Raw genomic sequence first — 16,262 nt, forward strand, 5'->3', positions numbered from 1 at the left:
GGTTTGGTATCCGGTTTTACGTATGAATGACGGACTCTCATTTGCCAGACAATAATTATTACCCAGCTGACAAGGAAGAAAAAGACTCTAAAAAGAGTGATTCTCAATACTATTTAATTCTGTTCCATTTGTACCCTCGACGGGTTTAACAGCTTTTTCAGCTCTTCCCCGAAAGGCCCTTATCATCGAACCTGATAGTAAATTTTGTTTTTCTTCCCTTCTCAAGCGCAATTGTCCCATCAAGTTGTTCAACAAGGGCATTTACGAGTTGCAGGCCAAGGGTTTCGGGGCTTTTAAAATTGATACTTTCAGGGAAACTTCCCCCGTTATCCGAATAAACCAGTGTAAAACTGGAATACACACCCGAATCTGCTTTTTGATTCCAGGAAGGCAGGCTGCAAGGGACAGGCTGTCTGTAAAGAGAGATCCTGATCTCCCCCTCAGTACCTTTGGAGAATGCATATTTAAGGGAGTTTGAAAAAAGTTCGTTAATTATGATTCCGAGGGGAATTGCCGTGTCGATTCCGAGGAACACATGATCAACATCGAGGAAAAACCGGACTTTCTCGTTTCCGATCCTGTAAGAGTAAAGGAGTTCGGAAGTCAGTTTCCTGAGATAGGCTGCAAAATCTATGTTTGTCGTGTCCTCGGACTTATGAAGCTCCTCATGGATTATGGACATGGATATGACGCGGTTTTCGCTTTCTTGGAATGCGTCAATAACTTCTTTGTCTTTGAACTTATCAGCCTGCAGGCTGAGCAGGGACGATACTATCTGGAGGTTGTTCTTGATCCGGTGGTGAATTTCCCTCATGCCGATAGCTTCTACTTTTGCAAGAGTTTCCTCGGCTTTTTTCTTCTGAGTAATATCGTAGACATAGCCCTGGATAAATTCGGCTTCTCCTGAATCGTCACAGATGTTGTGGATTAACTCATGAACCCACCTTACAGTCCCGTCCTTCCGCCTGAGCCTGTACTCATGCTCCATAATGGAGTTCGGGAAACAATTCATTTTTTCCCAGCTTACGTCGAGGATTTTCCTGTCATCGGGATCAATGAGCTCATACAAACTTGTTCTGCCGGTGGTAAAGTCTTCTTCAATGTAACCGGTTATTTCCTCAACAGCACCTTCCAGGAAGAGAGTATTGAAATCTCTGTCCATCTTGAATGAGATTCCCTTAAAGTTCTGTAAGAATGAGCGGTAGAGTTCTTCGCTTTCTTTCAGTTTTTCCGAGGAAATTTTGATTTCAGTAATGTCTTTCATCACTCCGAGGACTTTGCAGACGCAACCGTCTTCATCTCTCAGATAGACCCCTTTGTTTTCCACGAAAAAATAAGTTCCGTCTTTCCGCTGAAACCTGAATTCTTCATTGAACTTTTCTCCTGTGTTCCAGCACTTCTTAAATTCCTGCTGCACCCTTCTGCGCTCTTCGGGGTGAATGTGATCAAGCCAGTCGTAGTAAGTAAAATCCTGCATCTCGTTGTAGCTGTACCCTGTGAGTTCCGTGACTGCCCCTGCCCATTCACCATGTCCGTCCTGCAGGTCGAATTCGTATATCAGCTGCCCTGTCTGTTCGGCAGCCAGCCTGTACCTTTCTTCACTCTTTACCAGGTTCTCTTCGGTACGTTTGCGCCCTGTTATATCAAGCATTACTCCTACAAGCCCTTCCACAGTCCCATTCAGGTTCCTGTATACGGCTTTATTAAAAAGAAACTGCCGGATGATCCCGTCAGAGCACATGACTTTTGACTCGTAAACCTGGCTTCCTCCTCTCTGGAGGAGCTGTCGGTCCACTCTCCTGAAGGCGTTTCCAGGTTCAGGGTGAATCCCTTCGGAAATTTCGTCCGTAGAGCGTCCCGTTACATTTTCTTTTGAGCTCCCGAGAATCATCCTGGCAAAGAGCTCGTTACAGCCGCGGTAGACCCTTTCTTTGTCCGTATAAAAGACGGGGGCAGGAATGGCATCAAGCAGCATTTCAAGAAAATGTATCTTATCCCGAAGGGTGCCTTCTATCCTATCTCGTTCAATATTTAACAAAATCAGGAATGCAACGGCATTCAAAAAATAAGCCTCTTCTTTTGTAAATTTCTCTTTTTTTGTGCTGTGGACTGCCAGCACTCCATAGGGCTTTTCAACAGTTCCGATCAAGACGCTTATTCCGGCCCTGATTCCCTGATATCCTTTGAGTCCCATTCCTTCAATGGAGCCCTTTTTGTTTAACTCGTCTATCAGGAGAGGATTTTTCGATAGCACCGTGTACCCGGCAGTCGATGCCGCATCTTTTTTAATAACTCTGCCTATATCTTCAATCTTCCATCCAATTCCGGTTTCGAACAGAAAGTCATCATCAGGCAAAAGTTTCAAAATCTTGCAGTATTCTACGTCGAGTGTAGCAGCAATAACAATTAAGGATTTGTCCATCAGGGTTCTCAGGCTTGGGGTTTTGAGGGCGAGTTCGGCAATCCGGACAAGGGATTCGTGATATCTGTCTATGGAATACAGTTTTTTTTCAGCCTTTTTAGAAGAAGTGACATCCAGGGCCTGGAGAGTTATATATTTTCCGTCCGAGGAAGGAATGAAAGTGGCTGAATATGTTTTTTCGCCTGCTTCAAGTTCCATGAATCGCGGCTTCTTCTTTAGAGCTACTTTCCAAACGGTTTCCCGTATTTTTTCGGAAATTTTTTCTCCGACCCCACTTCCCCATGCTTCAAGCAATAATTTTCCTGCTCTGTTGGCGTAGAGAATGACTCCCTCTTTTTCTATCCTCAGAACAGGGCTGGGGTTGTTTAAAAGAAATTCTTCCATCCAGTTTTCTTCGGATTCGCATTTGCTCTGAATAACGTTAATGTTATAACCCCCCGCCTTTAAGTGCCTGGACTTAAGCGCCCTGTCTTAAATGATTACTCTGCTCTTTCTCATCCCATTCCCAATATTTTGAGTTTGCTGTCTAAAGTTCCGGGTTGGCAGAGTTCATTTTTATGAAATCCCTTCCGATAATCACATGTATGATAAGGTTATTGACATATTAATATTTTGGAAATATTTTTAAAGAAAATTAGATAAGTTGATGTGATGTCTGATGCCATTATCAATTTTTTCTGAACATGAGTATATAAAAGACACGTTGTTAGGAGTATGAAGACATGCCAGCAACTGCAACCAGTCATCAAAAAAGTTTACGAATGTACTGACCATCACGTAAAAACATAAATCCACCACATGAAAATAATAAATATTACTTCGCTTTTTGTTTAAGCGGATTTCTTTTACGGAGGATCGTAAACTTATGGAGGACTTTAACCAGCTCAAAAGGAAACTCGATGCAATGAGTGTACCGGAACTTTACGAGTATGCAAGAGAAAAATATCCCGAAAACGAGGCCCTTGCACTCGGGTCAAAAAAGATAGTTATCAGGAAAATCCTGAACTTCGAAAGAAACCGGCTGAATGAACTGGAAATGGCCTATCGGTGACGCTTATACTCACATATCCCCATTCTATTAAACGTCCTGCGCCTTTGAAAATCACATTTAAAATGAAGACATAATGCAGCTATTGGTGTTGCACGGGCCAGAGACCCTATTGTTTTCATCGGAAGGTTAGTCCACCTGAGTGAAACATTCGTATTACACTGGACATCATTCCCTTAAAAAAGGGTCTTTAGAAATGTTCCGAAGGCTTTCATGAGCCTGAGGGAGTTTCCTGAAAATATCAGTTTCCTCATAAGAACAGAGGGGTGATCCATGTCCCCGTACTCCGTGATCGTATTTAGAATGGAGGGGGTGTTTAACGAGCCTATGAGTTCGTTCAACTGGTTGTCTTCCAGCTTTCCCATGTAATCATGGATTTTCATGCCTATTTCGAGCTCTCTTGCCAGGCCCTTCCGCCAGAGCCGGTCGTATTCCGAGAGCCTGCGGGCAGAGTTGTCTCCCTCAAGGGCTGCTTCAGCTGCAATTTTTCCGGCAATTTTTGCTGCGAAAGCCCCGGTATATACGCCGCCTCCGGACGTTGGTTTAGCCTGCCCGGCGGCATCTCCTGCAAGCAGGATGCCATCAGAAAAGGTTCTTCCCTGAGGGCCGACGGGAATCCCTCCCAAAACAAAATCCAACATGCCTCCTGAGTACCTTGCTTTTATGTGAGGGTTTGAACACAGGAGTTTTTCAAGATAGAAAAGCGGAGAGTTTTCTCCAGGCCCGCTTTTGCAGGCGAGTACAGGATCAAGCGCAAGCCCTATTCGTGAGACTTTTTCGTTAAGAGGTACGGTCCAGGCAAATAGCCCGGGGGCCGAAGAGCCCGGGAACAGTTCAACAAAGTCGCTGTCATCCGAGGCATAGGGAGCTTCGATCTGAATGCCGGGGAGTATGCGCGCAGGTTTTCCAAGTCCTGCATAACTGGCTATCCGGCTTTTTACCCCGTCTGTCCCGATAACTACGGATGTGGATATGGTTTCGGGCTTTCCGTTACTGAGTAATTTGAGCTTTACAGGGTAGTTCTTTCTGTTTTCGTTTCCACTCCCATTTCCTTTCACCCCGGCCCCTGTATCTGAGTTCTCTTTTTCGAGTCCTACAGCCCTTGTTTTCAGGGAGAGCTCGACTCCTTCTTCCACAGCCATTATTGCAAGATTGCGGTCAAAGTTTTTCCGGGAAACAACGTACGCCTTTGTCTTCTTTCCATCAATCGGAAGGCACTGCCCGTCAGGGGCGTGCACAAAAGCCCCGCGCACGGAATTGAACGTGAATTCGTCCGAGGGCCTGAGTTCGCACTCTTCCACGGCTCTTGTGCTCAGAAGTCCTGTACAGCCGACAGGAGAACCTATAGAGGAGTGTTCTTCAAGCAGGAGGACCTTTGCCCCATTCATTGCTGCATAGCGGGCGGCGGTGGAGCCCACAGGGCCGGCTCCTACCACAACAACGTCGTACTTCATGGCTTATCACATTCGAATAAGAGGTTTACCTTTGCAGGAATTTTTATGTCTTCTCAGGAAGTTTAATATATTTGTGATTCATATACCGGACTTAAATAACAATAAAAATATAAGATTTTAGTCATATTACACCGTTTTAGTCATGTCAATGAGATTCAAGTTCTTTTAAATGAAATTTTGAAAGTAATATATTTTTTTCTTATATCGGATTTCCTTTCTTTCAAAATATTAATATATCGATAAACGCATCCTTGCTGAAAACTTAACGATATAATACTTAACCATTTCTTCGAATCACCGGTCAGGGCTTCCATGCAGCAGAAAAAAGAAAGATACCAGAATTCCACTTCACAAAACCAAAAAAGAAACGGTTCTAACAGAAAAGGGCAGCATTCCAGGGAAAAAAGGACAGAACACAAGACCCGGGATTTTAAAGAAAAACGGAGTTTTAAAGAAAAATCCTCTCCGCGTTTTGAGTATGAAGATGACTATATTTTCTGGTGCAGGAAATGCAACCTGCCTCTTATAGGAGAAAAGTGCGGGCTCTGTGGCGGAAAAGGTGAGATAGTATACCTTGCCCAGCCGGCAGACGTCAGGTTCTGTTCTCCTTACGAGCGCGAAGTCCTGGCAGATCAGTTAATTTCAGCCTTCGGCTGCGATCCTCTGGGAAACCGGCTTGTGCTCCTTAACAAAATCCCCGGAGAAGACAAAACCGATGAGGTTCTTGTAGATGGTTTCATCTTCGGAGTGTTACGCTTTGAACTTTCAAAGATGGACTACAGCTTTGAACCTTCCCTTCAGGGGGCAAAGATCCTCCTCAAGTTGGCTGAAGGCAGAAAAGTCGAGCTCAAGAAAACAAACCGGCATCTTAACGGGAAAAATGTGGAATCCGGGCTTATAGAATCTTTTGCAGGAAACATTAAAGCAGGGAATTTTGTCCTCGTGACTGCAGGCAACCTGAGCGGATACGGAGTTTCTTACATTGGCGGCGTGGATTTTGCAGCCCTGAACCCGGAAAAACCCGAAACCGGCACAAAAGTCCTCAGGGTCAGAAAGGTTGACAAAAGTGAAGTCTCCCTGCATCCCGAAACCCCGGATTTGAGGGCATGCATAGAAGCGAACAAAAAACACCTGCAGGTCCTGGGAAAAAATGCCATCAATACCATCCGGGGGATTGTTTCCAGAAATGAGTACCGGGATCTGCCTGTGTATGTATCTTTCAGCGGGGGAAAAGACAGTCTTGTGGTGCTCGACCTTACAGGGGCTGCCCTCAAGCAGAGGGAGTTTAAGGCTTTTTTCCTGAATACGGGAATCGAATTTCCGGAAACTGTGGAGTTTGCCCGGGACTTATGCCGCGAAATGAAGGTCCCGCTTGAAGAAATGAGTTCAGGCTCCGCTTTCTGGGACCAGGTGGAAAAATTCGGGCCTCCTGCAAAGGACTTCCGCTGGTGCTGCAAGGTCTGCAAGCTTGCTTCGGCAGGAGACCTGAAAACGGGAAAAGACGCATGTGCCCTGCCCGAAGAGAAGGGAGGGCAGAAGCAAGGGAACAAAATTGCCTACCTGACAATAGATGGGAAACGAAAGCATGAGTCCTTTTCCAGGGCAAGGATTGCGGCAAGTGAGACAAACCCCTTTGTGCCTGCGCAGCTCAACATTTTTCCCATCCGGGACTGGAGAGCACTTGAAGTCTGGATCTACATCCACTGGAGGGGGCTTTCCTACAATCCCCTTTACGACCAGGGCTTTGAAAGGGTTGGCTGCTGGCTCTGTCCTTCCGCCCTTGCTGCCGAATATGCGCGGGTAAAAGTGCTGCACCCCGAGATGCATGACCGGTGGAACGCCTTCCTGCTCGAGTGGACGAAAAATCGCGGGCTTTCGGAAAAGTTTGTGGAACACGGGTTCTGGCGCTGGAAGGAGCTGCCCCCGAAAATGTTGAGGCTTGCAGAGGAGCTTGGAATTTCGGTTCTTGCAGAAGAAAGAGCCGAAGCCTTTGAAATTGAGGTTGTGGGAGGAATTTCCCCCTGCAAAGCAGGAGGCTTTTCTGTTGAGGCAGGAGTTAAGGGGATCAGGGAAAAAGAAGCTGCGGAATTCATCAACGTGCTGGGAAAAGCTGTTTATGCGGAAGAGCTGGGCATGCTGTTTGTCAGAACCAAAAACGGGACCGTGAAGTATTTCTCAAATGGAAACCTGCTCGTAAGCTCGGAAACAAAGGAAAAAGCAGTCAGCCTTTTTAAAGAGACTGCAAAACAGTTCGTAAGGCTTTCCCGCTGTACAGGTTGCGGAATCTGTGAAAAAGCCTGTCCGGTCGGTGCGATCAAAATTAAGGACGGAAAGCCTCATGTAAGTGAAACCTGTATTAGGTGTGGAAAATGTACGGAGTCCTGTGTGGTAACCAGGTATTTTGAAAAAATTGTTCCGGGGCTGGATGAAAAACTAAAGGTTTGAATGGTACCGGCCACTTCCTGCGCGGCTTAGACCCTCGTTTTTAAGCTATCGATAAGCAATCTTCAACCTGGATGGAAAAATGAAGTATCAAAAACCAGCGGATTACTGTCGGGCAAACACCAGTAGCGACTATTTAAAAACAGATGTGACCAAAATTAAACCTTTATATCTAAATTTGTGATTATATTTAGAATTCAATGAAATTTTTAAATAGTTCCTAATTATATTTCCATATTATAGTTGAAATCTTACCCTGCCTTTTCAGGTAAAACATCCGGGAACTTCCCGACAATACCTGATTATCCTGTTATTCACCCGATAAGGCTCTCAACAAACTGACTAAACTTTAAGATAATGAATCGACTCTGTTTGAATCAGATTACGTTTGACTCTGTTTGAATCAGATTACGTTTGACTCTGTTTGAATCAGATTACGTTTAGATCTAACTTTGAGTTAAACAATGTTAACAGCCAGAATCATTTGATATTTTTGTTTCTGGTTTCTGAATTTGATTACCTGTGCTTCCAAGCAACTGATTGAATTAGAAGCTTAATTACTAACCTGAATTACCAGCTTGAATCATTAATTAACTTGACTGACTGAGTTACTAAATTATATTGCTAAATTGAATTGCTAAATTGAATTGCTAAATTAAATTGCTAAATTAAATTGTAAATTGAATACCAGTTAGAATTACTATCATCTATTTATCATAACGGAACTGAAGAATGAGATTTAATTACCCACCTGACGGAGTAAGCCAGCTCATTGAGAGCCGCTGGAAAATCGGCGTAGCCCTTGCAGTAGCTGTGCTTCTGTTCTTTGCTTTCCTGATCCTGCTGCCCCTTGCAGACGGAATCGTACTTGGAATAGTCTTTGCTTATATTGCAAGACCTGTCCAGGTGAAGTTTGGAAAGTACAGGAAAATCGGAGCCATGATAGCCAGTCTTTTTATTTTCATTCCCATAGTATTCATTGTAGGAGCCGGAGTTGTTGAGATCCTAAACCAGATCTCCTGGATTATTGAAAACCAAACTTCGGTCATGAGTGGAATTTTAGATTTTATACACGGGCTGGAAATTCCGACTACTTACGTTGATAGGATAAATAATGCTATCTGGAACCTTTTTACCTCTCTGCTCCCTGCTGTCGGGAGCGTGGGGTTGATCTCATATGCCCGGAGCATAGGCCTTTTTGTTATTAATTTCATAGTTTCGATTTTTTTCTGTTATTTCCTGCTTGCCGACGGGGACAGGCTTTACTGTGCTTTTATTGGCATTATACCTTCAGATTACCAGAGCATTGCGAACCGTTATGCTGCTCATCTGGACATGATCCTGAAGGGGGTCTTCATAGGCAACGCCTACTCTGCCCTCATAGTAAGCGTGACTTCGGTATTCGTTTTTCATGCTTTCGGATTTCCCCATGTTCTGGCACTTGCAACCCTTATCTTCATAGCATCGGTTATTCCCCTTTTTGCAGGGTATATGGTGCTCGTGCCCATGGCTTTGATCCGTTATTTCGAACAGGGGTCTCAAAGCGCAGCACTTTTTTTTGTGGTCTCATCCCTTGTAATTTACGGACCTCCCGAACTGATCCTCAGGCCTTTCCTTACCAGCCTGAAGTCAAAGATCCACCCGATGCTACTCATGCTCGCCTTCCTGGGAGGAGCTTTTGTAGGAGGTGTTGCAGGTTTTTTTGCGGCTCCCATCCTGCTGGGAGCTCTCGTTGCGGCATACAGGGTTTATCAGGAACAGGTCCATCCAGAACTGGTAGCGCAAGCTGACGTATACCTCAAAGATCCGGCAAAAGCCTGCAGGACTGACGAGAAAAATAGCTTTCAATGAGGCGAAAGGGATTGCTTTATATCATTGCAGGATGTTAGGACTGTCATATATTCTTCCTTACATCCTTTAATCAGGATCTACTGACGGGTACAGGCCTCAAACAGTCCTTAAATCAGGTCAAGTATTAAGTCATAATACAAGGTCATAGCCATAATACCGGACCCTGATACTGTTTGATCTGTTTGATTAAGAACCGAAGTGAATTCGGAACCCATATCTGGTTTAGAAAACACAGGTGATAGAATGCAGTTATTGCTCATTCACTCTGATTACATTGAATACGAAACCAAAAAACAAACACCAGTTGCTGAAAAAATAGAAGATTCCTTAAAGTCGGGCAGGCTAGAAGAAGCCCTCACCGTTTTTACGGCTGTAGAAAGCGTGGACGAAGCCAATCCGGAAGAAGCCATAGAAAAAGCCGCTTCCGAAATTGAGAAGGTTGCAGCCCAGGTCAAAACAAACCGCATAATGCTTTATCCTTACGCTCACCTGAGTTCTGACCTCTCCTCTCCGAAAATTGCGGTGCAGGTTTTAAAAGGCATTGAAACCGCTCTTTCTGGAAAATACGAAGTCAAGAGGTCTCCTTTTGGCTGGTACAAGGCTTTTACCGTAAGCTGCAAGGGTCATCCTCTTTCCGAACTTTCCCGGAGCATCCGCCCCGAAGGTACGACAAAAGCGGCAGCAAAACCCGAAGCATCCGGAGAAAAAGAAGAAGTCGTTTCCGAAGCCCTGAAGGCCGAAGGTACTGCCAGGTCTTACTGGCGCATCCTTACTCCGGAAGGGGAACTCCATGAAATCGAAAACTTTGACCTCACCCCCTATCCCAAACTCCAGCAGTTTGTAAATTATGAAATCTCCAAGAGCAGGGCGGTTGAGCGGGCTCCTCCTCACGTTGAACTCATGCGGAGGCTTGAGCTTGCAGACTACGAGCCAGGGTCGGACTCAGGGAATATGCGCTATTACCCCAAGGGAAGGCTTGTAAAGTCCCTCCTTGAAAACTACGTGCTTGATGTCGCAACCGATTTCGGGGCAATGGAAGTCGAAACTCCCCTGATGTACGACATGAACCATCCGACCCTCAAGAAATACCTTGACAGGTTCCCTGCAAGACAGTACTCTATCGAATCGGACAAAAGGCAGATGTTCCTGCGCTTTGCAGCCTGTTTCGGGCAGTTCCTTATGAACCACGACATGACGATCTCCTACAAGAACCTGCCTCTCAGGATGATCGAAATGACCCGCTACAGTTTCAGAAAAGAACAGCGCGGGGAACTCGTGGGCCTAAGGAGGCTCAGGGCCTTTACCATGCCGGATATGCACACCCTTTGCGAGGACATGGACCAGGCTGTAAGCCAGTTCAAGGAACAGTACGACCTCTGCATCGATGTGCTTGAAAACATAGGAATCCATATCAATGATTATGAGGTTGCCATCCGTTTCACCAGGGACTTCTACGAGTCGAATAAAGAGCTTGTAGTAAACATGGCAAAAACCGTAAACAAGCCCGTGCTTGTGGAGATGTGGGACACCCGTTTCTTCTACTTCGTGCTCAAATTCGAGTTTAACTTCGTAGACGCCCTTGCCAAGGCAAGCGCCCTCTCTACGGTCCAGATCGATGTGGAAAATGCCGAAAGGTATGATATCTCTTATGTGAACGCTGACGGCAAACTGGAAAGACCTACCGTTCTCCACTGCTCCCCGAGCGGGGCAATCGAGCGCTGTATCTATGCCCTCCTTGAAAAGGCTGCAATGGAAACCGAAGAAGGAAAAGTCCCGATGCTGCCTGTCTGGCTTTCACCCACCCAGGTCCGGATTGTGCCGATTTCCGAAAAACATATCACCTTTGCCGAAGAGGTCTCGCAGAAACTTGACTGCAGGGTTGACATCGACGACCGCGACCTGTCCATAGGAAAGAAAGTAAGGGAAGCGGGCAGAGAATGGGTGCCGTATGTGGTGGTCATTGGCGATAAGGAAATAGAGGAAGGCACGATTAATGTAACTGTCCGGGCTGAGTCCGAACAGAATAAGCCTTTAAAAGTGCAGATAACTCCGGAAGAACTCAATACGCGCGTCAGAGGCGAAATAGCTGGCAAACCTTACAGGAAACTACCCCTTGCAAAGTATCTTTCCGCAAGGCCAAAATTCTTCTAAGTTTTTACACAAGTTATCGGAGAGGGCTGAAGGATATATAAACTTCTTATTTGCCCTTTCCCTTTGGCTTATTGGCATAACATATATATTGACGTAATTCTTATTATGAAAAGGGATTCCTTTTAAATAAAAGCAGTTCGAGGTTTATTCTTTTCCGCTATTTAGCTGAGAGATACCGCTTGAAGTTTCCTGGACTGAAGTTTTTTACAGGTTGTTTGTAAGTTACGGGGAGTTACTTCTTATAATGCTTACAGTTGCATGCAATATCCTGTTGCATGGACTATGCCGCTTTCCCAAAAACCTCTTTGAAAGGTACTTTCTGGTTTTGAGATGGCATTAAAAAATTTATCTAGTTAAAAGTTTAAGGATCGCTTACTGATGACAATTTCAAATGAAGCAGCAGCCGATATGGAAACCGTCGAGCTCGAGCCCTTGAGGGAAGATAAGAAGAAAATCTTTGAGGATATACTGAAGTACTTCGAAACCGATCAGAGAGGCTACATCAAGGTTCCTACGGGCTGGGGCAAGACTTTTCTTTCGAAGCATATAATGAAAAAATATTATGACGACGGAAAACTCGTGCTTTTCCTGGTCTCAAAAAATAACCCTCTTCTTAGCCAGACTTATTATGACAGGAAGAAAAACCAACCTCTCTTTCCCAATAGCGCTCTTCTCTCTTCCGAGAATAAGGCGGATAGAAAAGAACTTGCTAAAATTTTGAAAGTAATAGGAAAGGGAAAGGGTAAAGGTTTTGTGCTTTTTGCCTCCCTGCAGACAGTACTCGGAAAGCAGGGAGCCGAGATCAAAGACCTGATTCTCAAACATACCGATCTTACAATCGTGGACGAGATCCATAATTTCATCAACAACAGGGGAAATGACTTTCTCAATGAGTTCGGAGAACGGACAAAAATCCTGGGCATGACTGCAACTCCTTTCCAGGGCGTGGTCGGAAATGTCAAATTCGTAGACGAGATCGCCGGAGATATGCGTGAGGTCTACGCAAAGACCCTTCCAGAGTGTATTCTGGACGAAGAACTCGCTCCCCTTAAGTATACGATTGCCGAAAGTTCGGAAGATATCTTTGAGATCTTTGACTTTGAAAAAGGGTTGGAAGAACTTGATAAGCAGGACCTTTTCCTTGACTGCAGTACCGCAGACAAATTGAAAAAAGTAGTCCGCAGAACCCAGCTCGCAAAAGATGTCTACGATTCGATGGTAAAGCAGAAGAATGCAAAGACCCTTGTCTTCTGCGCCCCTGTCCGGAAGCGTGTCTACGGAGCCGGGGCGGACGGAGAGGAAATCAACGCTTTCCATGCCAAACTCACAGCCTCGGTTTTCAACGGAGAAATTTCTGCCTCAATGCTGGAAAAGGCCTCTGACCCTGTTTTACCTCTCGATTTTGACAATTACACTCCCGAAGGAGAGTTCAAAGATGCTGCTTTCATAACTTCCGAACTGCCCAAGGACGAACAGAGTGCCCTGCTTGCAGCTTTCAGGGACATAAAAAAGCCGCCTTACGTCCTGTGCACGGTCGGGATGCTGATTGAAGGCTTTGACTTTCCGGGCCTTGAAACTCTGATCCTGCTGCGCCCGACCCTGAGCATGCGGCTCTTTGAACAGCAGGTGGGAAGGGTTACGAGGCTTTCCCCGGTTTCCGGGAAGAACAGGGGGAAAATTTTTGAGATCGCGGACAGCATCGATTCACTCTATCAGCGTTTCGGAGAAGGGGTTTTTAACGGGGAAAAGGTTGATCAGGTGCAGATGCTCCAGCCTGAAATTCGCCTCGAAGAGCTTTTTTCCGAGGGAGATGCAGCCCTGGCAATTGAAGAAGGAAAAATCGAAATCAGCAAGGTAGACCTCAGTAATTTAAAGAAGGGAAGGGGAAAGGGAAGAAAGGGTGCACGGGCAGTAGAAGTCCCTGTCCGACTCCCCCCGACCGCTCTAAGGGCAAAATATTTCTCGCGCCTTCTCGCCATCACCGAGGAAAAGGACATAGGTGCCTTTGAACGAGAAAAACGGGAACTTATGCGAGGAGCCCTGAGATTCAGGGTCCGGGAACAGAGAGATGCCGAAGAGCTCTCCACACTCTGTGACCTGGTAAATAAACTCAAGAGGGAAGCCTACGAAGACCGCAGATTAGGGGATGTTTCAAGGCAGCACAAGCCCAAGGTCTTCGGAGAAGTCGAATGGCTCCTCAAACTTCAGGCTCTGAATTCTCTGAAATATGCAGGAAAACGCATTTCGATGCCCGAGAAAAATAAAATTCTTAAGACCCTGGGCTTTGAACCCGATATGAAAAAGATAGACAGCAACCGGCTTAAATGCTTGAAAATAGGCTCTGCCCAGAAGACCATTCCTGACCTCGTCAAGGTTCTCGGCTTCGTAAGCCGCCTCTCATCTTCCGAGACCTACCAGTTCCTTGACAAAAAGAAGAAAGACCAATGGAAAAGAGAGTTTTTGCCTGCGGTTTACTGGGGCTTCTGCTTTATTGACGATTCACCGGAACTGAAGGAGCTTTTCGAGTCCACGGAATGGGACAGGCGGGTCAAGAATATAATCAGGCAGAAGTAATCTGATGACCCTTGATCAATCGGTTTATATTATTTGACCCCGGAAAACCGTTTTTTAATCTACAGGTAATAGGCGCCTCCGCCAGCTTGTCTGGTGGCCCTTCCCAAAAAGCGGAAGAGATAAGACAGCAGCAAAATGATTGGTGAATTTTGAAATCTGTGTATAATGAACCAGATAGAGTTAAACAGAAGAAATTATGAAAAATAGGTTGAACTTATGTTAAAATTAAAATATTTATTTTTTAACAAGAGTCTGGCAGTGGAAGGAATTAGAAAATGGAAAACTGAGATAAACAATGCAGAGGAATTACTTCCATATTTTAGGATTTCATCGAATGCAATCTATCCCTTTAGGAATAATGATAATGTTTGCTTCCTGCGTTTGGCACCTGTTGAAGAAAAAATGAAAGATAACGAATATGGAGAAATAGAGTTTATTCAATATTTGAGAGAACATAATTTTCCTGCATTAAAACCATTGCCTTCACTGAACGATGAACTGATCGAAATTATCAAAACTGAGTGGGGGATGTATTTTGCAAGTGTATTTGAAAGAGTAGAAGGAGTTCCGATAGAAGATACAGACTTAAATGACAATATCATTTTTGTATATGGCAAGACACTGGGAACTTTTCACAGGCTGGCTTCAGATTTCAGACCATCCGTAAAAAAGTGGACTTATGAAGATGTTCTGGAATGGATAGAAAAAGAACTTGGTTTATATGGTGCACAGACTGCCGCGATGAACGAATACATAGAAGTAAAAAACCTTCTTGAAACACTTCCGAAAAACCAGAAAAATTTTGGATTAGTACATTACGATTTTGAGCCGGATAATGTTTTTTATGACGTGAAAACTGAGACATGTAACGTTATTGATTTTGAAGATGGAGTATATCACTGGTTTGCTCTGGATATAGAGCAGGTATTCGATTCTTTAGCAGAATTCATGGATGAGGAAAGAGTTGCCGTAGCCAGAAAAATATTTTTGAATGGTTATTGTACAGAGTTTGAGATCTCAAGTAATATGCTAGCACTTTTACCTGTGTTCAGAAGATTTATTGATTTGTATAGCTATACAAGAATCATTCATTCCACAAGCGAGATACTGGATAATGAGCCGGATTGGTTGAATAAAATCAAAGAAAAGCTAAATTGGAAGAAGGATAGTATTTTAGCAAGAATGAAAAAAAGACAGGATTATATTAGTATGTAGATTTGTATTATAAAACATTGACTTCTTTTCTTAATATTCCATGTGAAACATGAAGCGAAAAAACACATGAATACTTAATTCCCTGGTACATAATTGGAATAACTGCGATCGAGACAGCAAAAGGAGGACTCTTTATATTCCCGATACTCACAGCTTTCTCCTACGGAGGCCTCTTCTATCTTGTTAAAGATAAAATTCACCGGGGGATCAGAAGCTCAGATAACCAGAACTGACTACTATTGAGCTACTTTTATTGCGATTTTAAAGAATTGGGAACAAAAATCCACCCGTGCAGGTCCTGTACTTTTGATGTCCCCTTAATCTCCTTCTGTTATTTTTACTGGTCTTTAACATATTCAAACTTCCATATAGGAGTTCCTTTTACCTCACCCTTTTCAAGATGTTCCAGCTCATGAGCTGCACTATATGCCGGGGTGCCTTTCAATAATATCGTTTTTTTGTGCAGTTCCCTGATTCTGATCTCCTTCAGGCCCGGATTTACCTCTGCAAATATCACCCTTTTTGCCCGGAGGGTTATGCGGTAGGGCCGTTCGACCAGTTCTCTTTCTTCCCTTTCCCCACATTTTTCCAGCCTGAAGACTACTCCTTCCTCTTTTATGATTTCGGGATCGATAAAGAGGTATATCTTTTCCAGAGTATAGCCGGCCATGTTATCTTCATCGTAATAGGTGATCACGTCCTTTACTGCAATGCTTTTTGCCTCTTCGGCGGCGTAACTCCACGAGCCCCCCGATTTCAGCGAAAGCAGAAAAGGAAGAAACAGATCTCCCTGGATTCCAAAACTTGAAATCATATTTTTTTCCAGGGTTGAAAACCTGAAGATCGCCAGAATTTTTTCAGCATCCATTTCAGCATCCACATTTATATCCCCTTTATCATCCATTTTCATAACCCTCCTAAGAGTTTGAATCTCGAAGCCTATTTAATTTTTCTTCATTAAGAGACAAATTTTGAGTTCGGAACGGACATGCAAACTGGAAGCAAAAAATGTCCGGGACTTCGCAGCACAAAGGAAAAAACTTCTGTTTTTTCAAATTATTCGGAGAGGATGAAAATAGTTAATCTGTTTTCTTAGCTCAAAATT

The 16,262-nt window shown here is 44.4% G+C and carries 9 protein-coding genes; 6 read left to right on the plus strand and 3 right to left on the minus strand.

Annotation, left to right across the window (positions count from 1 at the left end):
* Nucleotides 1–157: 157 nt before the first annotated feature.
* Nucleotides 158–2,806, minus strand: a complete 2,649-nt coding sequence (locus MSSIT_RS13665) for a PAS domain S-box protein (RefSeq protein WP_048173063.1) — start codon at nucleotides 2,804–2,806, stop codon at nucleotides 158–160.
* A gap of 481 nt (nucleotides 2,807–3,287) precedes the next feature.
* Here MSSIT_RS13665 and MSSIT_RS13670 point away from each other — a divergent pair, with 481 nt between their 5' ends.
* Nucleotides 3,288–3,473: a hypothetical protein gene (locus MSSIT_RS13670; protein WP_048173064.1), complete on the plus strand. Its 186-nt coding sequence runs from the start codon at nucleotides 3,288–3,290 to the stop codon at nucleotides 3,471–3,473.
* Between the two features lie 173 nt (nucleotides 3,474–3,646).
* On the opposite strand, the gene MSSIT_RS13675 is transcribed toward MSSIT_RS13670, so the two are convergent.
* The gene (locus MSSIT_RS13675; protein ID WP_048173066.1) at nucleotides 3,647–4,924 is read right to left on the minus strand and encodes a geranylgeranyl reductase family protein; all 1,278 of its coding nucleotides are present in this window, start codon (nucleotides 4,922–4,924) and stop codon (nucleotides 3,647–3,649) included.
* Between the two features lie 312 nt (nucleotides 4,925–5,236).
* On the opposite strand from MSSIT_RS13675, the gene MSSIT_RS13680 reads away from it, so the two are divergent.
* From MSSIT_RS13680 to MSSIT_RS13700, 5 genes are all read left to right on the plus strand, one after another.
* Nucleotides 5,237–7,369, plus strand: a complete 2,133-nt coding sequence (locus tag MSSIT_RS13680; protein ID WP_048173068.1) for a phosphoadenosine phosphosulfate reductase domain-containing protein — start codon at nucleotides 5,237–5,239, stop codon at nucleotides 7,367–7,369.
* A 729-nt stretch (nucleotides 7,370–8,098) separates the two neighbouring features.
* Nucleotides 8,099–9,217 carry an AI-2E family transporter gene (locus tag MSSIT_RS13685; RefSeq protein ID WP_048173070.1) on the plus strand — a complete coding sequence of 373 codons (1,119 nt, stop codon included), beginning with the start codon at nucleotides 8,099–8,101 and terminating at the stop codon, nucleotides 9,215–9,217.
* A gap of 243 nt (nucleotides 9,218–9,460) precedes the next feature.
* Entirely contained in the window at nucleotides 9,461–11,368 is a 1,908-nt protein-coding gene (locus tag MSSIT_RS13690) for a threonine--tRNA ligase (protein WP_048173071.1), read from the plus strand.
* A gap of 378 nt (nucleotides 11,369–11,746) precedes the next feature.
* Nucleotides 11,747–13,942, plus strand: a complete 2,196-nt coding sequence (locus tag MSSIT_RS13695; RefSeq protein WP_048173073.1) for a DEAD/DEAH box helicase — start codon at nucleotides 11,747–11,749, stop codon at nucleotides 13,940–13,942.
* Between the two features lie 216 nt (nucleotides 13,943–14,158).
* On the plus strand, nucleotides 14,159–15,157 hold the full coding sequence (locus tag MSSIT_RS13700; RefSeq protein ID WP_048173075.1) for a phosphotransferase enzyme family protein: 999 nt from the start codon (nucleotides 14,159–14,161) through the stop codon (nucleotides 15,155–15,157).
* 337 nt (nucleotides 15,158–15,494) lie between these two features.
* On the opposite strand, the gene MSSIT_RS13705 is transcribed toward MSSIT_RS13700, so the two are convergent.
* Nucleotides 15,495–16,061 (minus strand): putative ATP-dependent zinc protease, encoded by a 567-nt coding sequence (locus tag MSSIT_RS13705; protein WP_231589833.1) that lies wholly within the window; start codon nucleotides 16,059–16,061, stop codon nucleotides 15,495–15,497.
* Between the last annotated feature and the right edge of the window lie 201 nt (nucleotides 16,062–16,262).

It is taken from the genome of Methanosarcina siciliae T4/M (assembly GCF_000970085.1).
Lineage (GTDB): Archaea > Halobacteriota > Methanosarcinia > Methanosarcinales > Methanosarcinaceae > Methanosarcina > Methanosarcina siciliae.